This is a genomic window from Allobosea sp. Tri-44, assembly GCF_004123845.1.
Classification (GTDB): Bacteria; Pseudomonadota; Alphaproteobacteria; order Rhizobiales; family Beijerinckiaceae; genus Allobosea.
In genome coordinates this window covers 385,034-408,350 of sequence record NZ_NBDP01000007.1, presented here as the reverse complement: position 1 = coordinate 408,350, position 23,317 = coordinate 385,034, and the positions used below count along the sequence as shown (strand labels likewise).

The following is a 23,317-nucleotide window of genomic DNA, read 5'->3' as shown; positions in this document are numbered from 1 at the left end:
CATCGGATCAAAACGGCCCACACAGCTGACCGGACTTGCGACAATCCAGATCAAAGCAGCAAGGCCGGCGTGCGACAGGCTCCCCAACCGCTCGCCTTGGCAATCACGGTACCAGGCCAGATACGAGGTTGAGCAATGAAGGCAGCGGTCTACGACCAATGCGGCGGCCCGGAGGTCTTCCGTTACGAGGGCGTCCTCGATCCGGAGTGCCCCGCCGACGGCGTCCTGATCCGTATTAAGGCCGTCGCCATCGAAGGCGGCGACCTCATCAACCGCGCATCCTCTCCTCCGCCGCATCCAAGCTATGTCGTCGGATATGCGGCAGCCGGCCTGATCGCCGCAGTAGGAGCCGATGTTAGCGGTCGTCATCTCGGGCAGAAGGTCGCGAGCTTCAATCTCGCGGGTTCTCATGCTGAACTTCGCGCTGTTCCCGCCACTCGCACCTGGATCATGCCAGAGGGGCAACGTCGCTGGCATTGCACGTCGCCTGTTCTTCGCTGAAAAAGTCGGATCGAGCAGCGCCGGAGGTGTTGAAATTTGCCAAATAGGGTCTCGTTCTCTCTCGGTGGCCTCCTCGGCCGCGGGGCCGAGTTCTCAGCTCGACATACCGCCATCGTTCCGCTTTTTGCGACAGAGCTTGACGTCGAGCAGGGCTAGCCACGGAGAGCGGCGCGAGTCATCGAACCGTGAGGGACCGAAGGCGCCAACGCGCTCGCAGGGCGCAGACGGATCGAACCCGGTCATTCGTCTTCGGACCGAAGCCGAGCCTTGTCGGCAGGCAGAGGATGATGCTCATGAGCTGGAACCAGCAATCGAACCCGGCTGCCCCGACGATGTCGGCATGGACGCGATCGAGACCCTGATCGTTCCGCGCGCCCGGGACCTCGGCGGCTTCGAGGTGCGGCGCGCCTTGCCGGCGCCGAAGAGGCAGATGGTCGGGCCGTTCATCTTTTTCGACCAGGCCGGTCCGGCGGAGCCCCGGCGACAGGATCACGGTCGCCGCAGGCAGCGGAGGCGCGCGGCTGATGATCCTCGGCGGCGCCACTCTCGGCGGACCGCGCTACATCTGGTGGAACTTCGTGGCTTCCTCCAAGGAGCGCATCGAGGCAGCCAAGGCCGAATGGCGCGCCCAGAACTGGGGCCAGGGGCGCTTTGATCTCCCGGGTGACGACCGGGATGAGCACATTCCCCTGCCGGATTGAATGGGGTGAAGGCAGCTGTATCGACGGCGCGGTCCAGGACCACGTGACCGCGTGGCGGGCGACTTCAATCATGGTGCCTTGCCGGCCAGCTGATCCTCACGACCTTTGCGGCTGTCAAAGGACGCCATCCGGCGTGCCTTCTTCATAAACGTCCACTCGGGGCCCTTGATCGGGATACGTTGAGAAATGACATACGGCGACGCGGCGTTGGCTTTCCTAGCTGATCCGATGATCCAGACCGCGATGCTGGCATTGGCCGGCACGCTGGTCACGCGTCTCGCACTGCGCCGCTACCCGGCGGGTCGCCTCTTCGGACAGGTCGTATTCTTCATCGCCCTGACCGGTCTGCTCCTGCACCATGGCATCGTTCCCTATGAGCCGACTGCCGACGAAACGGAGGCGATGCAGCAGATCTTCATCGGCATCGCCAAGGTCATCTGGTGGATCAATGGTGCTTGGGCGCTGATTGCCTTCGTCCGGGTGTTCCTGATCTTCGAGCGCCAGCCCCGAGAGGGACGGCTGATCCAAGACCTGGTGGTCGCGACAATCTACACCGGCGCGCTGCTCTCGATGATCGCCTATGTGTTCGCCATGCCGGTCGGCACACTTGTCGCGACATCGGGCGTCGTCGCGATCATTATCGGCCTAGCGTTGCAGAGCACGCTGAGCGACGTCTTCTCCGGCATCGCGCTCAACATCGGGCGTCCTTACGCGATCGGTGACTGGATTGTTCTGAACGGCGGAATAGAGGGCCGTGTGCTCGAAACCAACTGGCGCGCCACGCATCTCATCAACGGCTCCAACGATCTCGTCGTGCTCCCCAACAGCAGCCTCGCCAAGGCTACTTTGACCAACATGAGTAGTCCGGAGCGCAGCCACGGCATCAGGCTGACAGTATCGCTTGTGCCCACGCGGTCGCCGCGCATGATCGTGGAAGCGATGCGCGACGTCCTGCTAAGCTGCAATGCTATCTTAAAGGAGCCGGCTCCGGGCGTGCAGGTCAAGTCGCTGACCGGCACATCGCTCGAGATCGAGCTGTGGTTTCGCGTGCCCGATATCTCGAAATCGGCGCTGGCGAAGAACGAGGTCTTCGATCTGATCCACCGCCATGCACAGGCGGCCGACCTCCGGCTTTCACCGGTCGCCGAAGCTGGCGCCACGGCGAGTAACTCGCCCCGCTTCGACGCAGATTCAGCCGCATCGCGGCATCGGAGCACGCCGCTTCGATTGCTCGATGCCATCCCTTTGTTTGCGACGCTGACCGAGGATGAGAAAGAGGTTCTGGCGGGTGCGATGGTTCGGCGCACGTTCCGGAAGGACGAAACGATCGTCGCCGAGGGTGCCACTTTGCAAGCGCTCATGGTCATCCGAAGTGGTGTGGCCTTGGTACCCATGCGGTGGGTGGGCACGAGATGGAGTTGGGACGCCTGGCCCCGGGAGATTGCTTCGGTGAAGGCGGCCTGCTGACCGGCGCGCCGGAGCTGGGAACCGTCAAGGCGCTGACGCTGGTCGTCGCCTATGAGATCGCTCAGGACAGCCTGGCGCCGCTGATGCGGGACCGGCCGATGATCGCCGAGGATCTCGCATTGCTGCTCGCGCGCCGGATGGAGAACCAGCAGCAACTATTGCCATCCGCCGCTCGTGGAAGTGAGCATGGCTCCGTCCAGCGATTGCTGGATCGCATGCGCCACCTCTTCGAAATCCGTCACGGGGGACAGGACGCTTAAATCCTCCATCGCCAATGTCCGCAAATTGGGCAAGCCTTGGAGCGCACTCTTTTCCTATAAACATTTGCGCGCCACCGCATTGACATATCGGTAAATATCGATATCATCCGACGTATGGAATTGCTCGAAATATTCAAAGCCCTCTCAAACCGTACACGCCTTGAAATCGTGAAGGGCTTGAAGGATCCCGAGAAGAATTTCCCTCCGCAGGATGAAGGTGACGTTCATACGGTGGGAGTCTGCGTTAGCAGCATCCAAGAAGGCGTCGGACTGTCGCAGTCAACGGTGTCTGACTATCTTGCAACGCTTCAACGGGCGGGCTTGGTAGAGGCCAAGCGCATTGGTCAGTGGACCTACTACAAGCGCAACGAAGCAACCATCAGCGCGTTCGCCGAGATCATAGGGAAAGACCTCTGATCTTTTAGCTATATGTATCGGGAATTCTCTATATCCCTTTTTGTCGAAACGAGGAAATGCAATGAAAGCCGTAGTTCTCAAGTCATTTGGCGGCCCATCGTCGTTCGAACTTTGCGACGTGCCAAAACCTGTTCCGCATGCGGGACAAGTCCTGGTGCGCGTACATGCCACGTCGATCAACCCATTGGATTACCAGGTCCGGCGCGGCGACTATGCCGATTTAGTGCAATTGCCGGCGATTACCGGCCATGACGTATCGGGTGTTGTCGAAGAAGTCGGGCCGGGTGTGACAAATTTCTCGGTCGGGGACGAAGTCTGGTACACCCCTCAGATATTTGACGGCCAAGGAAGCTACGCCGAGTACCACGTTGCTGCCGAGAACATCGTCGGGAAGAAGCCCCCTTCGCTGAGTCATCTTGAGGCGGCAAGCATGACCCTGGTGGGTGGCACGGCATGGGAAGCACTGGTCGTGCGTGCGGCGCTGAGAGTGGGAGAAAGCATCCTTGTACACGGCGGCGCCGGCGGCGTCGGTCATGTTGCGATCCAGCTCGCAAAGGCAGTGGGAGCCAAGGTGTTCACGACCGTGCGGGAAACGGGCTTTGAGTTCGCCCGAGGCTTGGGCGCGGATGTGGTCATCGATTACGAGAGGGAAGACTATGTCGACGCCATCATGCGGGAAACGGCCGGTCGCGGAGTCGATGTGGTGTTCGACACCATCGGCGGCGCGACACTGTCACGCAGCTCTGATGCGCTCGCCCAGCTCGGCCGCGTAGTTACGATCGTTGACACGGCCCAGCCGCAAGATCTCATCCAGGCCTGGGGCAAGAACGCGAGCTATCACTTCGTGTTTACGCGACAGAACCGCGGCAAGCTCGATGAGCTGAGCGCGTTGGTAGAGCGCGGTCAGTTGCGGCCCCATCTTGGTGCCGCTTACTCGCTTTCCGACATTCCGCTCGCCCATGCCCGCCTGGAGAGCCCCAACAACGGGATTCAAGGAAAGATCGTGATTGCGGTTGAGCCTTCGGCTCATCCCGCGAGTGTGCGTCTTTTGAACGCAAGCCGCAGCTGGAGCGCACCATGATCTACGAGATCGCTCTACTCCCGGTCCTTGATGAACACATCGATAAATTCAGAACCGTATTCGCGAAGGTCGCCCCATTGCTGATTAGCGCGAACGGTTATTGCGGTCATGTCCTCGCGCAAGGGGTTGAATCCCCACACCGCTTCAACCTGATCGTGAAATGGCAATCGCTCGAGGATCATACGCCGGGCTTCGAAGCGAGCGAAAACCACGGGAAGTTCATGCTGGGCTTGCAAGAGTATTTTTCGGCAGAACCCACGGTCCATCATGTCGAGGGACCGGACTTTCCAATGGGCAAACATCTTCCCTAGCAGCTTCTGCGCGGTGCAGCCGATCTTACCCGCGATCGACATGATCGTCGCCCATCGCGACGGAGGCTCGCCCTCATGGTCCAGCACCATCCGCACCGCGCGGGCGCGCAACTCAGGCGAAAACTTGTTGGTCGTCTTGCTCGTCATCGCTCCACCTTCTCAGGACTTGGAGCCTCCGACAGACCCGGGGCGGTTCAATCGGCGTCCTTTAGGAGGCAAGATTGCCATGTCTCCGGAAGCCGTCCCTGTGGTTCTTCTGCCTATGGAATCTCAGCTGGCAGCGTCGGAGAAACAGGCACTACGCAGGTCCATTTCCCCCGTGTTTTTATCGGATCGCGGATGGCAGGAAATCGCGCTGGGCGAAATCGTGAATGATAAGGGGCGAACGATTTTCGACCCAGGATCTGCCACGGCCATCCGCAAGATTACGGGCGCAGAAAGATCATAAGAAAAAGGATGGCTGCGAGCAAAGCCGCGGCCACCCTCTCGAACGATGTAGTACGATGTAGTCATGCATCGTATGTTAATTTTGCGTAACCCACTGTCGCAATTGGCTGTTTAACAACGGCGCGCGAACTAATTCAGTGTTGGTATAGTCATTTGGCCGCCCCTTTTTGCGTTCACTCGCCCTTGATCAGTGGCCGCCGAGGATAAAGCGGCGGCCGTCCTGCTCGGCGATCTCGACATGCTGGGTGAAGGTGCCCCGGCCGGCCGCGAAGCGCTGCGTGCGGGCCTCCTCCTGCGCCGGACGGGAGAGATCGCGCCCGACCATGCTCGGTGCCTTGGCGAGGCCGGCGAAGCCGAGCACCGTCGGGCCGATATCGATGATCCCCGCCGGCTCCTGCGAGACACTTCCGCCGTCGGCCGCGCCGCCGGAGACGATGAGAACCGTATTGAGCTCGTGCGGGTTGATGCCGCCATGCATGCCGCCGCCGAGCGGCACGTCGCCCGGCGTCATCGCGCCGAGGCCGGGCAAGCCGTATTGGTCCGCGTCGAGCGATGATTTCAGGATGAACATCAGATCGGGCTGGCGCACGGCGTGACCAGCGCCGATCAGGTCGAGCGACAGGGTACCGGCGATTTCGCCCTCCTCACCACTGCCGCGCGAGAAGACATGGCCGATTGCCGGTTGCTCCATAAGCCAGGCGGCGATGCGCTCAAGCCCGGTCCGGTCGTCTCCGCGCAGACGGATCTCGCCGCTGATGCCGCCTGTCGCGATGAAGGTGGTCCCATCGACGGACTTGCCGTTGCTGAGGTCGAAGCCGGCCTGGCGCGCCCCATCGAACAGCGGCTCGATCGCGCCGGTCGAGATCTGGCCGTGGTCGGAGGCGGCGATCACCGCGATGCGCTCGGCGTCGGGCTGGGCCTCGACCCAGTCGAGGATATCGCCGAAGGCGCGGTCGGCCTCCTTGAGCCCCGCCTTCGCCTCGGGCGATCCGAGCCCGCGATAATGGAAGGTGGTGTCGGGCTCGTTGAACCAGATCAGCGCGACGTCGGGCTTCAGGGTCGGCAGCACATGCTCGATCATCACCCGGCCGCCATAGGCGACCTCGCCGAGGCGCGGCAGTTCGCGCTCCGGCAGCGGTCCGATCCTGGCGAGTACCTCCTCGACCGCTTCCGGCGTCTGCGTCGCCCCGGCGCCGTGCATCGAGAAGGTCCAGTGCCCGTTGGCGCGGGCGCGGGGATTGATGAAATGGGCCGATCCGGCCGAGCCGGTATGGACGACGGCGAGCCTTTTGCCAGCCCGCGCCAGCACGTCGCCGAAAGTGTCGACCGCGACCAGCCGGCCGTCATGATGCGCCTCGGCGCGGCGGATCAGCGTGGCGTCGCTGGTGTCGAAGATGCGCTCGGGGATGGCGTCGGCGAGATAGAAGGCGTTGCCGACGATGCCGTGCACAGCGGGTGGTGCGCCGGTCGCGATCGAGCTGGTGGCGACGCGGGTCACCGAGGGGAAGACGCTGCGCGCCCGCCGGAACCAGGTGCCGCGCGCCGCCAGCCGCAGGATGTTGGGCGTCAGCTCCGGCGTGACCAGATCGGGCCGCAACCCGTCGAAGACCGCGACGATGACGCGTGTGGCTGGGGAGCGCTCGTCTTGGGCCATGTCGATTTCCGGCGGTTGTATGGATCAGGCGGCGGCCGCTCTGGCGGCGGCAGCCACGGGTACCAGATGGCACGCGGCAAGTCGCCCGTCGCTCGTGGGGCGCAGCATGGGCGCCTCCTCGCGGCAGCGGGTAACGGCACGCGGGCAGCGCGGATGGAAGGCGCAGCCCGCTGGGCGGTCGACCGGATTGGGCGGGTCGCCGCGCAGGATGATGCGCTCGCGCGTGCCGCGCAGCAGCGTCGGCACGGCCGAGACCAGTGCCTCGGTGTAGGGATGCGTCGGCGCATGGAATAGCGCCTCCGGTGCACCCTGCTCGACGATCTTGCCGAGATACATCACAGCGACTTCGTCGGCGATCTGCCTGACGACTTTCAGGTCGTGGCTGATGAAGAGGTAGGCCATGCCGAAGCGCGCCTGCAGGTCCTGCAGCAGATTGGTGACCTGAGCGGCGACCGAGACGTCGAGCGCCGAGATCGGCTCGTCACAGACCAATAACTCAGGACCGAGGATCAGCGCGCGGGCGAGCACGACGCGCTGGCGCTGCCCGCCCGACAACTCGTGCGGATAGCGCTGGAACAGGTCCGGCCTTAATCCGACCGCTTCGAATAGCGCGAGCGCCTTCTGCCGCCGGGCCTCGGCACCTGCTTCGAGACCGTGGATGACGAGCGGCTCGACGATCTGCTCGCCGACCGGGAGCCGCCGGTCGAGTGCTGAGAGCGGGTCCTGATGCACCAGCTGCATCCTCCGGCGTAGCGCCCGCCAGCGGCGGTCGCGCACAGCGGTAATCGGCGCGTCGGCGAAGTCGATCCGACCGCGGGTCGCCGGCAGCAATCCGAGCACCAGCCTCGCGGTGGTCGACTTGCCGCAGCCGGATTCGCCGACCACCCCGAGCGTCTTTCCAGCGGCGAGGGTGAAGCTCACACCGTCGACCGCGTGGAGCATCCGCTTCTGCCCCGCCGCAGTCGCGACCGGATAATGCCGTGCAAGGTCGCTGACACGAAGGAGCGGGCTCATGCGAACGCTCCGGCGGGCGCAGGCTCATGCGCCGTTGGCGCCATCGCGGTCTCGGCGAGGCGCAGGCAGGCAGCGCGCTGGTCCTGCGCCGCCAGCACAAGAGGAGGCGTCTCGCTCCGGCACGCTTCGATCACCAATGAGCAGCGTGGCGCGAAGGCGCAGCCCGGCGGCATCCTGTCGGGGGCGGGAACGGTGCCGGCGATCGGCGTCAGCCGTTGGCGCGGGCCGCCAAGTGTCGGCAGGGCGGCGAGCAGGCCGCGCGTATAGGGATGGCGCGGCCGGCTGAGCAGGTCTTGCGTCGCGGCGGTCTCGACGACGCGCCCGGCATACATCACCGCGACGTGGTCGCAGAGATCGGCGACGACGCCGATATCGTGCGAGATCAACACCAGCCCCATGCCGCTCTCGCGGCGGATACCGCGGATCAGGTCGAGGATCTGAGCCTGGATCGTCGCGTCGAGCGCCGTGGTCGGCTCGTCCGCGATCAGCACCTCGGGCTCGCCGGCGAGCGCCAGCGCGATCATGACGCGCTGGTTCATGCCGCCTGAGAATTCGTGCGGATACTGCCGCAGCCGCCGCGGCGCATCGGCGATGCCGACGCGGTCGAGCAGGCGCTGCGCCTCGCGATGGGCGGCGTCGCCGCGTAAGCCGCGATGCAGGCGCAGCACTTCCGTGAGTTGCGTGCCGATCCGCTGCACCGGATTGAGCGAACTGGTCGGGTCCTGGAAGATCAGCCCGATGCGTCCGCCGCGAATGGTCGCCAGCGCGCGCTCCGGCAGGCGGGTGATATCCTGCCCCTTGAGCAGGACCTCGCCGGAGGTGACGACACCGCCGCCGAGCAGGCGCAAGGCCGCCAGCCAGGTCACGCTCTTGCCGCAGCCTGATTCCCCGACGATGCCGAGTGCCTCGCCGGGCGCCAGCTTGAGGTCGATGCCGCGCACGACCGGCACGGGGCCGCCAGCTCCCTGGAAGGCGACCGAGAAGTTGTTCAGCGCAAGCAGCGGCGGCGGATTCAGCTCCGCGCCGGGCATCAGCGCGGCGATGCCGGAGCGATCTTTGTCGCGGGCGGTCAGGAGCGTCATCGCAGCGGGATAGACGCGGTTCGGTGACCGTGATGTGACGGAGCGGAATAGTAGATGCGTCGGCGGTTTGGCTACTACCATGCGGCGTCCGACCGCGAGCCGACAATCTGCGTCGAGTCAGGGTAGCTGGTTCGAGAGCGACCGTATGGGCGAGCTCCAGTGCAAGCATTGGCTATGAATTGCCGAGCTTAGAAGGTTCATAATCTGACAGCAAAGTCTTGAGGTCGGAAACGATATGCCGGTCGATGCCGCGATCAGCTATGATCTCGGCGCTGCGAATGCCGCGATGACGGGCTGGAAGGTGCAGGTCAACGCCCAGAACCTGTTCGACAAGGAATACATCGCCGGCTGCTGCGGCGCCGTGCAGTGCTCCTTCGGCATGCGCCGCACCGTGCTTGCCACCCTGTCCTATCGCTGGTGAGGGCAGGCGGGATGTTGCGGCCGGAGCGGGTTGTGTTCGAGGGGCATCCGGCCCCGGCTCTCCGGCCGGTCGAGCTGCCGCACACGCGCAGCCTCGCGTTCATGTCGCCGGGAGGAGCCGAGTACCGGCTGCTGGCCGCGATCCCGCCCGAGCCGGCCCCGGCCGGCGGCTTCCCGGTCCTGGTCCTCGTCGACGGCGATGCGCTGTTCCCGACCGCGCTATCTGCTGCGCGGCTGCAGGCCGGGCGTCCCGAGGTTTCTGGCGTCAGCCCGGCTGTTATCCTCGGCGTCGGCTATCCGGGAGCGGCGCCCTTCGATGCCGAGCGGCGCCGGCAAGACCTCTTGCCGACGGATGGCGGTGCCGATCGCTTCCTCGACCTGATCGCTGGCGAGATGCTGACGCAGGTCGAGAGGTTGGCGCCAATCGACCGGGCCTGCATGTCGCTGGTCAGCCATTCTTTCGGCGGGCTCTTCGCCTTGCACACGCTGTTCGCGCGGCCCGGCCTGTTCCGCAGCCATGTCGCCGGCAGCCCGTCGATCTGGTGGGAGGAGCGCGCCATCCTAAAGACGCGCGAGCGGTTCCTGCGTTTACCTGTGGCTGCGAGTGCTCCGCGCCTGTTGATCACCGTTGGCGGTGACGAGCAGAATGGCGACGAGCAGCGTGATCCGCAGCGGGCGGCGCGGCTGCACATGGCCCGCATGATCGGCAATGCTGCCGAAATGGCAGAGGTGCTGGCGGCTTCCGGACGTGTCGATTGCGAACATGTCGTCTTTGTTGGCGAGAACCATATCTCAGTAATCCCGGCGATGCTGTCGCGCGCGGTCGCCTTCGCCCTGGGCGGCACAGAGGGAAAGCTCTCGCCATGACCGCTTCGCCGCTGCGGTTCCTGGCGCGGTTGCTGCTTGCCGTGGCCGCACCACTTCCAGTCTTGTCGGCTCCTGCCCGCGCTGAATCGGTCACCGTGACCGACCTGTTTGGGCGTAGCGTGACCTTGCCCGGCCCGGCGAAGCGGATTGTGCTGGCGCAGGGGCGCCAACTCAACGCGCTCGGCCTGATCCATCCCGACCCGATCAGCATCCTCGCCGGCTGGGGCACGGATCACCGTCGCCAGAACCCCGACGCCTATGCCCGCTATCTCGCCAGGTTCCCGGCGATCGAGAGCGTGCCGACGGTTGGCGACGGCGCGACGCAGGACGGTTTCTCCTTCGAGAAGGCGGTGTCGCTGTCGCCCGATCTGGTGATCCTCAGCCTGTCGCTCGCGGGCACCCGGCGCGGGCCTGGCGATCTCGTCCAGCGTTTCGAGGCGGCCGGCATCAAGGTCGCCGTCGTCGATTTCTACCTGCAGCCGATGCGCGACACGCTGCCGAGCCTGCGCATCCTCGGCAAGCTGATCGGCCGCGAGGGCCAGGCTGAGGCCTATATCCGCTTCTACGAGGAGCGCCGGCGCCTGATCGAAGAGCGCGTGCGCGGCGCGGAGCGTCCGGCTGTCTTCATGCATGCCCATGCCGGCGGCTTCGATTGCTGCCCGACGCCGGGCAAGGGCACGTTCGACGACTTCATCACCGCAGCCGGCGGCCGCAACATCGCCGCCGCGATCCTGCCCGGCGCGACCGGGCAGATCAGCCTCGAGCAACTGCTTGCTGCCGATCCCGCGATCTATGTCGCGACCGGCGGCACGCATTTGGCGGGGAGAGGCGGCCTCGTCCTCGGGCTGGGCGTGTCGCGCGAGACCGCCTTGCAGAGCTTCGCCGCGCTGCTGGGCCGGCCCGGCATCTCTGCGCTCGCCGCGGTGCGACAAGGCCGCGCCTATGGTCTCTGGCATCTCTTCAACGATACCCCGCTCCATATCGTCGCCATCGAGCGGCTGGCGAAATGGTTTCATCCCGACCGCCTCGCCGATGTCGACCCGCAGGCGACGTTGAACGAGATTTCCAGCCGTTTTTCGGCCATCCCGCTCGACGGCCCGCTCTGGATCGAGAGCGTCGGCCAAGTGAAGCCCTGAACCTTCAGGGCCACTACAGGACAATTCCCATGACTATGCTTCGCGCCGAAACGCGTATCGCCTTGCCTGATCCCGCTGCGGTGCTGCGCCCGCTTTGCGAGCATCTTCTTGAGCATGAGGCCGAGATTGGCGAGGCCGATGGTGTGACCATGATCAGGTTCGGCGGCAGCCGGACGGAACTGCGTGCTGATTCAGGCGCATTGTCTGTCGTGATCGAAGCTCCCGATCTGGCCCAGCTGCAAGGCAGCAAAATCGCCATCGCGAGCCATGTCGTCGAGTTCTCGCCGGAAGGCGCCGCGCCGGCGATCAACTGGAGTGGTGACGGCGCCGAGCCGATGCTGCCGCCCGATTTCCGGGTGCTCACCGTGACCGGCGTCGAGCAGTTGACGCCGCATATGCGCCGCATCCGCTTCCGCGGTGACGATCTTGCCCACTACGACTCGCTGGAGGCGCTGCATGTGCGCCTGTTCATCCCGCCGGCGGGCCTGGCCGAGCCGGCCTGGCCGATGATCGGCGCGGATGGCCTGCTGCAATCGCTGCCGCCGGAGCAGCGGCCTGCGATCCGCAAGTACACGATCCGCGAGATCGACGTGGCAGCGGGCACGCTCGCCATCGATTTCGTCCTGCATGACGATGCCGGTCCGGGCTCGGCCTTCGCCGCTGGCGTGCAGATCGGCGATCGTATCGGCATGGCCGGGCCGGGCGGGCGTGGCTTGAAGCAGGCCGAGCGCTATCTCTTCCTCGCGGACGAGACTGGTTTGCCGGCTCTGGCCCGGATGTTAGCGCATCTTCCGGCGCAGGCTCGCGGGCTCGCGCTGATCGAGATCGCCGACGCGAACGAGCGTCAGCCCCTGCCGCTGCCGGAGGGTTTCGACGTCCGCTGGCTCCATCGCGACGGCGTGGCGCCGGGCTCCACGACCTTGCTGGTGGACGCTTTGGCGACGCTCGACTGGCCGCCGGGCGAGGGCAGCCTCTATCTTTGGGCCGCAACCGAGCACACGGCCTTCCGCGAGATCCGTGCGACGGCGCGCCAGCACCTGCGTCCAGGGATCGACGAGCATCTCGTCGTCAGCTATTGGCGCGCCGGCCTCGCCGAGGAGCAGCACATGGCGGAGAAGAAGCAGGCCGCGAAGGCGGCCTGAAGCGGTTCACGGCTTCAGGCCTTCAGATGCAGCGTCACCAGCACGGTGATCTCGGCGCCATCCGGTAGCGTCGCAGCGACGCGGACGAAATTGCCGAAATGGCCGAGGCGCTGGAAAGTCACGGCATCCTTGACGGCCGGCAGCGGAAACTCCGAGCCCTCGGCGCACCAGTGCATGCCATCGGCGGAGATTTCGATGCGCGCCTTCGGCAGCGATCCCTTCGGCTCCTTCAACGCGCGAACGAAGACGATCGCCTCCTTGGCCCAACCGGCCTCGTAGGGCTCGCTCGCGCTCGTCCCGCTCCAGCTCTCGTTGCGGGCGACGACGGCAGTGAGGTTCTCGGGCAGCATCAGAAGTCTCCCGACAGGCAGACGGAATCGAGATAGGCGAAGGCGCGCTTGTCGGTGTCGGTCTCGGCGAAGAAGGCGAGGTTGAGCATGCACCACAGGTTCTTCATCGCGGGGATGCGGATGCAGTCGAAACCATCCATGGCGAAGACGCGGTCGTTGACCTGGAAGCGCGTCGCCTGCATCGCGCCGAGATCGAAATCGAAGCGCAGATAGTGCCAGTTCACCTTGGTCGGGATCTCGTTGTAGCAGAGCCGCTGCTCGCCACCGGCTAAGTCCTCCCAATCGTCGGGCGCGAGATGATAATGGGTGATGGTCTTCCCCGCGTTGCCGATCGGCTTGATCGGCGTCGTCTTGCGCTTGAACTGCCATTTCTGCAGATGCTTGCCGTCCTGCGCATTGAGGAAGCGCAAATGCGGCATCACGCGGTCGCCCGGCCCTGAGGTATCGCCGATCTGGAGGTCATAGAGGAAGCCGAACGAGCGGATATCGGTCTCCGAGAGCTGCAGATCGCTCGCTTCGGGCTTGAAGGTGAAATAGGCCTCCAGCCTGATCGGCCCCGGCTTGCGGAAGGTCAGTCGCTTGATCGCGACGTTCTGCGCGCCCTTCTTCGGCCGCGTCGCGATCTTCAGCGCATAGGAACCGTCGACGCCGCCATGCGAGCCGAAATCCCAGTTCGGCAGGGTCGAGAGCATGGCGTGGCTGTGCTGGGCATAGCCCGGCAGCATGGCGTCGAGACTGTCCTCGTAATTGCCGACGAGCTGGGTCCAGCCGCACATGCCGCGGTCGAAATCGTCGAGGCAGATGATGCGGGGCAGCGGGTCGAAGCGGCTGAGCTGCGGGTCGGCCTCGCGGATGGCGCGGCGCAGGTCGTCGAGCCGAAATTCTGACGGGTTCATGATCCTACCCTTTCACCGCACCGGCGGTCAGGCCCGCGACGAGGTGTTTCTGCATGAGGATGACGAAGGCGAGCACCGGCACGAGCTGCACGGTCGAGGCGGCGAAGAGCACGCCCCATTCGACGCCCTCGACGGCGCCGATCATCTCGGAGATCACCAATGGCGCGGTCTTCGCTTTGGTTGTGGTGAAAATGAAGGCGAAGAGGAACTCGTTCCAGGCGTAGACGATGACGAAGACCGAAACCGCGAGCATGCCCTGCGCCGCCATCGGCAGGATCACGCGCATGATGATCTGGAACTGCGAGGCGCCGTCCATCATCGCGGCCTCGTCGAGCTCGCGCGGGATCTGGTCGATGAAGGTGCGCATCACCACCGTCCCGAGCGAGACGAAGAAGGTGGCGTAGAGCACGATCAGCACGAAGTGCGTGTCGTTGAGGCCGAGCCAGTTCACCACCGGAAAGAGCGGCAGCGTGATCACGATCGGCGGGACCAGTCGGATGAAGATCAGGAAGAAGGCCGAAGCCTGCAGGCCCCTCGAGGCGAAGCGCGAATAGGCGAAGCCGGCGAGCAGGGAGACGCCGACGGCGAGCACGGTCGCGCCGACCGTGACCAGGAAGCTGTTCCACAGCCCGAAGAAGAAATCGCCCCAGCGGCTCCAGAGCGCCTCGTAGTTCGCCAGCGTCGGTGAAAAAGAGAGCGCGCCCGTAGTCGAAAAAATGTCGCGATCGGCCTTGAAGGACGACAGCGCGATCAGGCCGATCGGAACCAGCGACCAGGCGACGATGGCCGCGACACCGATGAGCTTGAGCAGGGAGCGCAGGAGCTTAGGCATGCTTGCCGAACATCTCCCTGTAGAGCCCACGCAGGTAGAACAGCGCGAGCAGGAGCGAGGCGAGCACAAGCAGCCAGCCGGTGGCGGCGGCCGGGCCGAAGGCGTTGTAGCGGAAGGCCTCGAGATAGAGATAGACCGCCATCACCTCGGTCGAGCGCGCCGGGCCGCCGCCGGTCATCAGCCAGACCTCGGAGAACAGGCGGAAGGCGAAGATGTAGCGGAACAGCGCCGCGATCAGCAGCGCTGGCATCAGCAGCGGCAGCGTAATCCGGCGAAACGAGGTCCAGGGCGAGGCGCCGTCGATCGCCGCTGCCTCGTAGAGATCGCTCGGGATCGAGAGCCTGGCGGCATAGAGGATGATGAAGCTGAAGGGCAGGTGCAGCCAGATCGAGAGCAGGCTGACCATTCCGAGCCCGTGGCTCGGGTTCACCGCCCATTCGATCGGCGGCAGGCCGAGCGACATCAGGAGCCGGCTCATCATCCCGACATCCGGCTCGAACAGAAAGCGCCACATCACCACCGCCGAGACCTCGCTGACGGCATAGGGCGCGAGCACGATCGCCAGCAGCAGCGGCCGGAACGGCACGCCCGAGGCGAAGAACAGCGCCATGCCGAGACCGAGCAAGAGTTCGACATGCACCACCACGGCGACGACGATCACCGTGTTGAGGAGCGCCTTCCAGAAATAGGCGTCGCCCAGCACCTTGGCGTAGTTGGCAAAGCCGACGAAGCTCGCGGCCTGGCCGAAGGAGGACTGGTTGAGGCTGAGCCAGAAGACATAGATCGCCGGCAGGAAGATGACGCCGCCGATCATCAACTGGACCGGCGAGACCAGCGCGATGGCGGAGAGTGGCGTGCGGGTGGTCATGGGCGCACTCGCGATTCAATCGCAACCCAAACCCGTAGTCCAAACCGCGCCGTCATCCCGGGCAAGCGAAGCGCAGACCCGGGATCCATCGTAGAGTTCGACGCCCTTCGATGGATCCCGGATCGGCGCCGCTGCGCGGCTTGTCCGGGATGACGGAGGAGGTTGGAGTAGAAGGAGGCGCTTAGCTTCATCGCCGCCTCATGAAATCCTGAAGCGCGTGAGCGCGTCGCGGTCGATCTCGATGCCGAGCCCCGGCCCCTGCGGCACGGAAAGCTTGCCCTCGACCAATTGCGATCCCTCGCCGACGATCGGCTGGGTGAAGGCGTCGCGCAGCGGGTTCTGGTAGACCATGCACTCGAAGGTGCGGAAGGTCTCGGCCGCCGCGGCGAGCTGCAGGCTGGCGGCGACGCAGATCGCGCCCGACCAGCCGACATGCGGGGCGTAAGCGGTATTGAAGGCGGCGGCGAGCTCGCAGATGCGCCAGGTCTCGCTGATGCCGCCTGAGCGCGTCACATCCGGCTGGATCAGCCCGAGCGAGCGGTCCTGCAGCGAGATCAGCGCGTCCGACGCGACGAAATCGCTCTCGCCGGCCGCGAGCCTGATCGGCAGATGCTGGGCGAGGCGGCGGTAGCCCTCGCGATCCTGCGGCGCAATCGGCTCCTCGAAGAAGCCATAGCCGAGATCGGCCAGCGCCCGCCCGACGATCAGCGCATCGTCGACGTCATAGGCCCAGTTGGCATCGACATAGAGGGCGATGTCGTCGCCGGCGAGCTTGCGGACGAGTTTCGCACGGGCGATCGCATCCCGGAGCGGATGGCCGAGCTTGACCTTGATCTCGCGGAAGCCGGCCTTCAGCACGGCGGCGACCTCCGCCTCGACCGTCGCATCGTCGAGCCAGTTGATCGAGGAGGCATAGGCCGCGAGCTCGGTGCGGCTCATGCCGCCGAGCAGCTTGTGGATCGGCTGGCCCGCCTGTTTTCCGGCGATGTCCCAGAGCGCGATGTCGACCGCCGCGATCGCCTCGACGATCTGGCCGCCCGGGCGCCCCGACAGCGCGGCGCGCATCGCTTTCCACAAAGCCCGCCGGTCAGCTGCATCGCGCCCGATCAGCCGGGGCACCAGCGCCTCCTCGATGAAGCGGGCATAGCCGGCCGCGCCGCGGCGGCAGAGGCCTTCGCCGAAGCCGACGACGCCATCCTCGGTCTCGACCTCGACCACGACGATCTCGATCGCCGGATAGTCGCCCTGCGACGTCCGCTGGACCTTGGGCAAGGTCGCCCGCAGCGGATGTGCGGTAATCTTCGAGATGCGGCTGGCCGACATGAAGCGGCGTCCTCCCGAGTGCTTAACTTATCTGATAGGTTGAACAGTTGCCAAGCTAAGCGCCATCTGTCAATGATCATCGAACGGAGGTGATCGATGAGCGATGCCGCTTCATCCTTGCTGGGTGGCGACGACCCATTCGCCGGCGGCGATGTCGTGCCGATGCGGCTCGGCGATGCCGTAATTCAGCGCATCACCCAGGCGATCCAGGACGGCAGGCTGAAGCCCGGCGACGCCTTGCCGTCGGAAGCGCGGATCGCCGCCTCCTTCGGCGTCAGCAAGCCGATCGCCCGCGAGGCGATCCGCCAGCTCGCGGCGATGGGCGTCGTCCATATCCAGCAAGGCAAGCCGACTCGCATTCAGGCGCTCGACGCCGCCCCGCTCGACCGCTTCTACCGTTTCGCCGTGCGCGGCCGCCCGAGCGGTCTCACCGAAGCGGTGGAACTGCGTCGCATCCTCGAGCCGCCGATCGCGGCCCACAGCGCCGAGCGCCGCTCGAACGAGGATATCGAGAAGCTCGACCTGATCCTCGCCCGCATGGAGGGCGCGCTCGGGAATGTGCCACGCTGGATCGAGGCCGATCTCGACTTCCACGAGGCCATCGCCGCTTCTTCCGGCAACCGCCTGCTCGACTTCCAGATCAGGGGCCTCAGGCCAGTGATCCGCGAGGTCATGGAAATCTTCAATTCGCGCGAGAAGCGCACCAAAGAGGACTGGCGGCGCACCTTCGAGCGGCATGTGCGCGTCGTCGATGCGATCCGTGCCGGCGATCCGGCCGCGGCTTTCGCCGCCATGAACAAGCATTTCGAAGCGGCTGAAGCCGCCATCGCGGAACTCGCGAACCATCGGGAGGACAGGCATGACCACGGAGACAGGACTGAACCGTAGGCAGTTCGGCGCTAGCATTCTCGGGTTGAGCTTTGCGACGCTGGGCGCAGGCGCTGCCCGTGCGCAGCAAAGCGGGCCGTTCAACGTCTTCACTTATCGCGTCATGCAGACGGTCGCGACCGGGGCGCAGGGCGGCGACATCACCAAGGACTGGGCCCAGAAGAACGGCGTCAGCGTCCAGTGGACGACCTTCGACACCGGCCCACTGCAGGAGCGGCTCTTCCGCGAGGCGAGCCTCGGCGAGACCTCGGTTGATGTCGGCTTTGTCCTTAATACCCAGGTCGTGCCGCGCGCCGCGAGCCTGTTCGAGCCGCTCGACGACTATCTCAAGCGCGATCCGGTCGAGGATCTCGCCGATATCTTCCCGGGATTGATGAAGGGCATGACTGTCGGCGGCAAGCAGCTCGCCGTCCCGTTTCGGCATGCCTCGTCCGGCCTGCACTACAATGAGGAGATCCTGGCCGAGAAGGGCTTCTCCAAGCCGCCGGCGACAATCGAGGAGATGATCGAGATCGCCAAGGCCTGCAGCTATCGCCGCTCCGATGGCACGCAGGTCGTCGGCCTGTGCATGCCGGGCGTGACTTATCCGAACGTGATCGATCTCGCTCGCGCCTGGGATGGCGAGTTCATCACGCCCGACTTCAAATGCGCCGCCGATCAGCCGCCGATGCTGACTGCGATCAGGACCTTGCGCGAGCTCTTCCAGGCCAATGCCTTCCCGCGCAACTTCGCGACGCTCTCGCCCGAGGACGTCAATGTCTGGATGCAGCAGGGCCGGGCGGCGATGAGCCTGCAGAGCATGGGCCGCAATCGCATCTACAACGATCCGCAGAAGTCGAAATTCTCCGGCAAGATCAAGACGATCGCAGTGCCGGCCTCGAAGACGCTGGCGGGGAAATATGATGCCGCCCCGGCCAAGGTCGAGTTCTGGGGCATGGTCATTCCGAAAAACGCCAAGCGCAAGGACCTCGCCTGGAGCTTCATCAAGGCGATGGCCTCGAAGGAGGCGACGCTCAAGGCCGCGCTCAACGGCAATGGACCGGTGCGCGCCTCGACCTATGCCGACCAGAGCTTCGCCGGAACCGTGCCCTATGCCGCCGAGGAGCTGAAGGTGCTGAAAGTGGCGCGCGTGCCGCTGCCGGCCTTCGACGAGGCAGCCCGCGCCGGCGACCTCTTCAAGGAAGAGGCGGAGGCCGCTGTGCTCGGCATGAAGACGCCGGAGGAGGCGATGGCCTCGCTGGTCAAGCGCGTGCAGCCGCTGCTGCCCGCCTGAGGCACGCGACAAGGCGCGACGACAGCGCCCGACAAGCTTGTGGAGAGGAAGTCCATGTCACAGTCGATCTCGCGCCGCCGGTTCGGCGCTCTCGCCGGCGCGGCAGCCGCAACATCCATGTTGCCCGGCCGGGTCTTCGCTCAGGCAAAAACGCTGACCGTGCTCGGCCATCGTGTCCACCAGACCGCAGCCACGACCGGGCCGGGTGGTGATGCGACCGAAGCCTTCCGCAAGGCGAGCGGGGCGAACCTGAACTGGGTCACCTTCGGCGACGTCAACGCCGTGCATGAGCGGCTATTGCGCGAGGCATCGCTGGCCGAGACCTCGATCGACGTCGCCTATCTCGTCAACGGCCGCGCCGTGCCGCGCAATCTCAAGCTGTTCGAGCCGCTCGACACGCTGCTGAAGGAGGCGCCGATCGAGGCCTTCGACGATTTCGCACCGGGCCTGATCGGTCCGCTCAAGCTCGATGGCGCGCTGCATGGCATCCCCGTCCGCCACGCCACCAATGCACTGATCTACAACGAGGCGCTGCTGGAGGAACGTGGCATCAGCAAGCTTCCGACGAGCTTCGAGGAACTGATCGAGGTCGCGCGCAAGCTCACCTTCAAGCGTGATGACGGCACGCAGGTGCATGGTCTCGCCTTCACCGCGGTGTTCGCCTCGAACTTCCTGACGGTTTCGCGCTGCCTCGGCGGCGACTACATGACCGCCGATGGCAAACTCACCGCCAATGAGCCGGCGATGGTCAAGGCGCTGACCATCCTCGCCGATCTCTACAAGACGGGCGTGCTGCCGCGGAACTTCGCCACAGTGAACAATGAGGAGATCACCACCTGGATGCAGCAGGGCAGGGCGGCGATGACGATCAACCCATTCGCGCGGCTGGTCTCCTACAATGATCCGGCCAAGGGCAAATATGGCGGGCGCTTCAAGTCGCTGCTGCCGCCGATGGCCTCTGATCTCGCCGGCAAGGTCGCCTTCGCACCGACGGTCGAGTTCTGGTCGCTGATGATCCCGAAGAACGCCAAGCAGAAGCCGCTTGCCTGGGAATTCATCCGCGCTTTGTCCTCGAAGGCCGGCACGACCGCGATGGCGCTCAACGGTAACGGTCCGACCCGCATCTCGACCTATGCCGACGACAAGCTGAAGGTGGCGATGCCCTATGCGGCCGATGAGGCGGCGGCGCTGAAGGCCTCGCGCATCCATCTGCCCGCCTTCGACGAGCAGGCGCGCGCCCATGACATCTTCATCGAGGAAACGCAGGCCGCCGTGCTCGGCCGGAAGCCGCCGCAGCAGGCAATGGATGATGCCGTCGCGCGCGTGAAGCCGCTGCTCGGCTGATGGCGGGCGTTCTGGCCGGACGGACTGCACTCGTCACCGGCGCGGCCCGCGGGATCGGGCTCGCGATCGCCACAAGGCTCGCTGAGGCCGGCGCGCACGCGGTCATTCATGACCGGGATGCAGCGGCCGCGACCACGGCGGCCCTGGATCTGCGAGCATCGAACCTCGCGGCATCGCCCTTGATCGCCGATCTCGCGGAGGCCGCGGCCCCTCCTGCCATGGCGGCGGAGCTGACGGCGAACGGCACCGAACCCGACATCCTCGTGCTCTGCGCCTCCGTCGAAACCCTCGAAACCTGGGATGCGGTCTCCGAAGCCGCAATGGCGGCTCAGACGCAGATCAACCTCCACGCCACATTGCGGCTGCTGCAGGCTTTCCTGCCGGGCATGCTGGCGCGCGGCTTCGGCCGGGTCATCGCAATCGGCAGCGTACAGGAGGCGCGCCCCAATCCGACGCATTTCTATTACGCGGCGACCAAGGCCGCGCAGACCAACATGATCCTCAATCTGGCGCGAACCCTGCGCGCCCCGGACGTCACCTGCAACATCATCCAGCCCGGCGCCATTCTGACGGATCGCAACCGCACCGTGCTGGCTCAGCCCGGACGAGAGGAGCAGGTGCTTGCACGCATTCCGCTCGGCAGGCTCGGTCGTACCGAGGACTGCGCGGGCGCGGCCCTGCTGCTCTGCTCGCCCGAGGGGGCCTACATCAACGGCGCCGAGATCGCGGTCGATGGCGGCATGCGGCTATGAGCTGCGTTCAGGCCAAGGGAAGCTCATCGCGCCCTGATGCTGAAAGCTTCGGTAGGGAAAGCGTGACGCGGAGACCGCCCTCGGCCCGGTTCTCCAGCACAATCGAGCCATCATGCGAACGGGCGATGGCGAGCGCGATCGTCAGGCCGAGGCCCGAGCCGCCGGTCTGACGGCCGCGCGATTCCTCGAGCCGCACGAAGGGATGGAACACCCGCTCCCTATCGGCTGGTGCGATGCCCGGCCCCTCGTCCTCGACGACGACGGCGAAGCTATCGCCGGCCTCGGCGATGGTGACCTTGGCCGCCTGACCGTATTTCACGGCATTGCCGATGATGTTGGAAGCGGCACGCTTCAGGGAGAGAACTCCGCCTCGGACGGGAGCGGAGCTCAGCCCGACCAGCGAGACGCGGTGGCCCTGGTCGGCATGCTCGTCGACGATGGTTTCGATCACCGAGGCGAGATCGACCGGGCGCATCGGCTCACTGGAGGTTCCGCCGCGCAGATAGTCCAGCGTCGAGTCGATCATCGCCTCCATCTCGCTGAGATCGGCGTCGATCAGGACGCGGGTCGCGTCATCGTCGAGGAATTCGGAGCGGAGCCTGAGGCGCGTGATCGGGGTTCGCAGATCATGCGAGACGGCGGCCATGGCCTGGGTCCGCTCGGCGACGAGATGCCGGATGCGTTCCCGCATCGTGTTGAAGGCCCGCGCGGCGCGGCGCACCTCGACCGGCCCATGTTCGGGAAGCGGCTGCGGTGTCTGGTCAAGGCTGAAGCGCTCCGCCGCGATGGCGAGATCGCGTAGCGGCCGCGTCGCCCAGCGCAGCAGCAGCAGCGCCACGACGACGATGGCGACGGCGAAGCAGATCATGATCGCGGTCAGGCCCCAGTCGAGATGCTGCGAGGCCCCGAGCGCGGAAGAGGAGAAGTTGACCCAGGAGCCGTCGTCGAGCCGGACCGAGACCAGCATCACGTGCTTGTAGGCATTGGCCTCGCCGGCGCCGAGCGCGCCATCGTCAGCAAAGCCGACCCGGAAGGATTCCGCCGCCAGTTCCGGAGCGAGCTGCTTGAGCCGCGCTTCCATCGCCCGGGTCCGCTCGGTCATCGGAGCGCTGCCGAGCACCAGGCTGACCTTGCTCCAATGCACTTCGAGGCTGGCGCTCGACAGGTCATGCGCGACACGGTCGCGTTCCGGCGCCTGCGGCAGGCTCGCGATCGCTCGCTTGATCGAGACGATGCGCTCGGCGAGGCCGCGGTCCTGGCCCGCCGTCGCGAGGTTCTCGACGCCGACGCGATAGGCCCAGTAGCCGAGCAGATGGAAGGCGAGCAGCGCCGCGACCAGGATCAGGATGGCGCGGCTGGCGACCGTATCGGGCCAGAGCCGTTTGGCCGGAGGCGTCAAGCGGGCTGTCCTTGCTGGTGGTCGACTTGCGAGGCGAACAGATAGCCGGCGCCGCGTACCGTCTTGATCAATTGGCCGCCCCGGGCGTCGGCCTCGAGCTTGCGGCGCAGGCGGCTGATCTGGACGTCGATGGTGCGGTCGAACGGATCGTCGCTCGTTCGCGTCTTGGCGAACTGCATCAGCGCCTCCCGCGACAGGACGCGGTTGGCATGCTCGACGAAGGCGACGAGCAGATCGAACTCACCGGTCGAGAGGTCGATCAGGGTCCCTGATGGCGATAGCAGCTCGCGCCGCCGCAGATCCATGCGCCAGCCCTCGAAGGTCACGATCGCGCTCGTCTGCGGGGCCGAGGAACTGCGCGCTGCCCTCGCTCGGCGCAGCACGGCCCTGATCCGTGCCAGCAATTCGCGCGGGCTGAACGGCTTGGTGACGTAATCGTCGGCCCCGCCCTCGAGGCCGCTGATGCGCTCGCTCTCCTCGCTCCGGGCGGTCAGCATCACGATCGGCACCTGCGAGATCGCGCGCACGTCGCGGCAGAGCTCGACGCCCGAGCGCCCGGGCAGCATCAGGTCGAGCACGATCAGGTCGATGGCGCTGTGCGCCAGCGCCTCCATCATCGCGCGCCCGTCCGGCGCACCGGTGACCTGATAGCCGTATCGCTGCAGGAAGCGCGCGACGAGCAGCCTGATCTGGGGATCGTCGTCGACCACCAGGATATGACCGTGGTCATTGGCGATCGCTGCGTCGGGAGCCTGGTCCGTCTCTGGCTGTGGTTCGGTCGGAATGTCCGTGCTCCCGCGAGCGGGCTCCTGCGATCTGGTCAGCAGAACATAGCGCGCTCGCGGCCCTGCCGCCCGCGCCGCTTTGAAACAATTTGTAACGGACGCCCTCG

23 protein-coding genes and 3 pseudogenes are annotated in these 23,317 nt (G+C 65.6%); 15 read left to right on the top strand and 11 right to left on the bottom strand.

The genetic code is table 11. The features are described from left to right. Nucleotides 1-135: 135 nt before the first annotated feature. The 6 genes and pseudogenes from B6S44_RS08425 (at nucleotide 136) to B6S44_RS08400 (ending at nucleotide 4,738) form a co-directional block, all read left to right on the top strand. Nucleotides 136-501: a quinone oxidoreductase family protein gene (locus B6S44_RS08425; RefSeq protein ID WP_129156436.1), complete on the top strand. Its 366-nt coding sequence runs from the start codon at nucleotides 136-138 to the stop codon at nucleotides 499-501. 293 nt (nucleotides 502-794) lie between these two features. After that, nucleotides 795-1,202, top strand: a pseudogene (locus tag B6S44_RS08420) (pirin-like C-terminal cupin domain-containing protein). Between the two features lie 186 nt (nucleotides 1,203-1,388). Beyond that, nucleotides 1,389-2,929, top strand: a pseudogene (locus tag B6S44_RS08415) (mechanosensitive ion channel domain-containing protein). 114 nt (nucleotides 2,930-3,043) lie between these two features. Then, nucleotides 3,044-3,346 carry an ArsR/SmtB family transcription factor gene (locus B6S44_RS08410; protein ID WP_129156435.1) on the top strand — a complete coding sequence of 101 codons (303 nt, stop codon included), beginning with the start codon at nucleotides 3,044-3,046 and terminating at the stop codon, nucleotides 3,344-3,346. Between the two features lie 61 nt (nucleotides 3,347-3,407). Then, nucleotides 3,408-4,427: a zinc-dependent alcohol dehydrogenase family protein gene (locus tag B6S44_RS08405; protein ID WP_129156434.1), complete on the top strand. Its 1,020-nt coding sequence runs from the start codon at nucleotides 3,408-3,410 to the stop codon at nucleotides 4,425-4,427. Continuing rightward, complete coding sequence (locus B6S44_RS08400; RefSeq protein ID WP_129156614.1) at nucleotides 4,424-4,738, top strand: antibiotic biosynthesis monooxygenase family protein; 315 nt, start codon at nucleotides 4,424-4,426, stop codon at nucleotides 4,736-4,738. The genes B6S44_RS08405 and B6S44_RS08400 overlap by 4 nt, the downstream gene beginning before the upstream one ends. Here the strand turns inward: B6S44_RS08400 and B6S44_RS08395 are convergent. Continuing rightward, nucleotides 4,739-4,885 (bottom strand): annotated as a pseudogene (locus B6S44_RS08395) (IS3 family transposase); the annotation flags it as partial. Nucleotides 4,886-4,964: 79 nt separating this feature from the next. Between B6S44_RS08395 and gmtX the strand changes: the two are divergent. Next, entirely contained in the window at nucleotides 4,965-5,186 is a 222-nt protein-coding gene (gene gmtX / locus B6S44_RS30185) for a gamma-mobile-trio protein GmtX (RefSeq protein WP_465246094.1), read from the top strand. A 186-nt stretch (nucleotides 5,187-5,372) separates the two neighbouring features. On the opposite strand, the gene B6S44_RS08390 is transcribed toward gmtX, so the two are convergent. From B6S44_RS08390 to B6S44_RS08380, 3 genes are read right to left on the bottom strand one after another with little or no spacing between them, the layout of a single operon-like run. Further along, nucleotides 5,373-6,839, bottom strand: a complete 1,467-nt coding sequence (locus B6S44_RS08390) for an alkaline phosphatase family protein (RefSeq protein WP_129156433.1) — start codon at nucleotides 6,837-6,839, stop codon at nucleotides 5,373-5,375. Between the two features lie 24 nt (nucleotides 6,840-6,863). Beyond that, on the bottom strand, nucleotides 6,864-7,853 hold the full coding sequence (locus B6S44_RS08385; protein ID WP_129156432.1) for an ABC transporter ATP-binding protein: 990 nt from the start codon (nucleotides 7,851-7,853) through the stop codon (nucleotides 6,864-6,866). Further along, entirely contained in the window at nucleotides 7,850-8,884 is a 1,035-nt protein-coding gene (locus B6S44_RS08380; protein WP_129156613.1) for an ABC transporter ATP-binding protein, read from the bottom strand. The genes B6S44_RS08385 and B6S44_RS08380 overlap by 4 nt, the downstream gene beginning before the upstream one ends. 286 nt (nucleotides 8,885-9,170) lie before the next feature. On the opposite strand from B6S44_RS08380, the gene B6S44_RS08375 reads away from it, so the two are divergent. The 4 genes from B6S44_RS08375 to B6S44_RS08360 are packed head-to-tail and all read left to right on the top strand — an operon-like array spanning nucleotide 9,171 to nucleotide 12,500. After that, nucleotides 9,171-9,356: a TonB-dependent receptor gene (locus tag B6S44_RS08375; RefSeq protein WP_129156431.1), complete on the top strand. Its 186-nt coding sequence runs from the start codon at nucleotides 9,171-9,173 to the stop codon at nucleotides 9,354-9,356. Nucleotides 9,357-9,388: 32 nt separating this feature from the next. Then, complete coding sequence (locus B6S44_RS08370) at nucleotides 9,389-10,222, top strand: alpha/beta hydrolase (protein ID WP_164985759.1); 834 nt, start codon at nucleotides 9,389-9,391, stop codon at nucleotides 10,220-10,222. Further along, nucleotides 10,219-11,358 carry an ABC transporter substrate-binding protein gene (locus tag B6S44_RS08365; RefSeq protein WP_129156429.1) on the top strand — a complete coding sequence of 380 codons (1,140 nt, stop codon included), beginning with the start codon at nucleotides 10,219-10,221 and terminating at the stop codon, nucleotides 11,356-11,358. The genes B6S44_RS08370 and B6S44_RS08365 overlap by 4 nt, the downstream gene beginning before the upstream one ends. Before the next feature lie 29 nt (nucleotides 11,359-11,387). Then, entirely contained in the window at nucleotides 11,388-12,500 is a 1,113-nt protein-coding gene (locus B6S44_RS08360) for a siderophore-interacting protein (RefSeq protein ID WP_164985758.1), read from the top strand. A 14-nt stretch (nucleotides 12,501-12,514) separates the two neighbouring features. On the opposite strand, the gene B6S44_RS08355 is transcribed toward B6S44_RS08360, so the two are convergent. From B6S44_RS08355 to B6S44_RS08335, 5 genes are all read right to left on the bottom strand, one after another. Beyond that, nucleotides 12,515-12,850, bottom strand: coding sequence for a hypothetical protein (locus B6S44_RS08355; protein WP_129156427.1), 336 nt, complete (start codon nucleotides 12,848-12,850; stop codon nucleotides 12,515-12,517). After that, on the bottom strand, nucleotides 12,850-13,746 hold the full coding sequence (locus tag B6S44_RS08350) for a DUF6772 family protein (RefSeq protein WP_248309498.1): 897 nt from the start codon (nucleotides 13,744-13,746) through the stop codon (nucleotides 12,850-12,852). The genes B6S44_RS08355 and B6S44_RS08350 overlap by 1 nt, the downstream gene beginning before the upstream one ends. A gap of 4 nt (nucleotides 13,747-13,750) precedes the next feature. Continuing rightward, the gene (locus B6S44_RS08345; protein WP_129156426.1) at nucleotides 13,751-14,578 is read right to left on the bottom strand and encodes a carbohydrate ABC transporter permease; all 828 of its coding nucleotides are present in this window, start codon (nucleotides 14,576-14,578) and stop codon (nucleotides 13,751-13,753) included. Beyond that, nucleotides 14,571-15,446, bottom strand: coding sequence for a carbohydrate ABC transporter permease (locus B6S44_RS08340; RefSeq protein ID WP_129156425.1), 876 nt, complete (start codon nucleotides 15,444-15,446; stop codon nucleotides 14,571-14,573). Before B6S44_RS08340 ends, B6S44_RS08345 begins: the two co-directional genes overlap by 8 nt. A gap of 198 nt (nucleotides 15,447-15,644) precedes the next feature. After that, nucleotides 15,645-16,769, bottom strand: a complete 1,125-nt coding sequence (locus tag B6S44_RS08335) for a mandelate racemase/muconate lactonizing enzyme family protein (protein WP_129156424.1) — start codon at nucleotides 16,767-16,769, stop codon at nucleotides 15,645-15,647. Nucleotides 16,770-16,865: 96 nt separating this feature from the next. Here B6S44_RS08335 and B6S44_RS08330 point away from each other — a divergent pair, with 96 nt between their 5' ends. The 4 genes from B6S44_RS08330 to B6S44_RS08315 are packed head-to-tail and all read left to right on the top strand — an operon-like array spanning nucleotide 16,866 to nucleotide 21,026. After that, entirely contained in the window at nucleotides 16,866-17,657 is a 792-nt protein-coding gene (locus B6S44_RS08330) for a FadR/GntR family transcriptional regulator (RefSeq protein WP_129156423.1), read from the top strand. Then, the gene (locus B6S44_RS08325) at nucleotides 17,629-18,930 is read left to right on the top strand and encodes an ABC transporter substrate-binding protein (RefSeq protein WP_129156422.1); all 1,302 of its coding nucleotides are present in this window, start codon (nucleotides 17,629-17,631) and stop codon (nucleotides 18,928-18,930) included. The genes B6S44_RS08330 and B6S44_RS08325 overlap by 29 nt, the downstream gene beginning before the upstream one ends. A 54-nt stretch (nucleotides 18,931-18,984) precedes the next feature. Next, nucleotides 18,985-20,274, top strand: coding sequence for an ABC transporter substrate-binding protein (locus B6S44_RS08320; RefSeq protein WP_129156421.1), 1,290 nt, complete (start codon nucleotides 18,985-18,987; stop codon nucleotides 20,272-20,274). Continuing rightward, nucleotides 20,274-21,026, top strand: a complete 753-nt coding sequence (locus B6S44_RS08315; protein ID WP_129156420.1) for an SDR family NAD(P)-dependent oxidoreductase — start codon at nucleotides 20,274-20,276, stop codon at nucleotides 21,024-21,026. Before B6S44_RS08320 ends, B6S44_RS08315 begins: the two co-directional genes overlap by 1 nt. Before the next feature lie 7 nt (nucleotides 21,027-21,033). Here B6S44_RS08315 and B6S44_RS08310 read toward each other — a convergent pair whose 3' ends face one another. Both B6S44_RS08310 and B6S44_RS08305 read right to left on the bottom strand, forming a co-directional pair. Continuing rightward, a complete protein-coding gene (locus tag B6S44_RS08310) occupies nucleotides 21,034-22,425 on the bottom strand; it encodes an ATP-binding protein (RefSeq protein ID WP_129156419.1) in 1,392 nt (463 codons plus the stop codon). Further along, entirely contained in the window at nucleotides 22,422-23,135 is a 714-nt protein-coding gene (locus tag B6S44_RS08305; protein WP_248309497.1) for a response regulator, read from the bottom strand. The genes B6S44_RS08310 and B6S44_RS08305 overlap by 4 nt, the downstream gene beginning before the upstream one ends. Nucleotides 23,136-23,317: the final 182 nt, after the last annotated feature.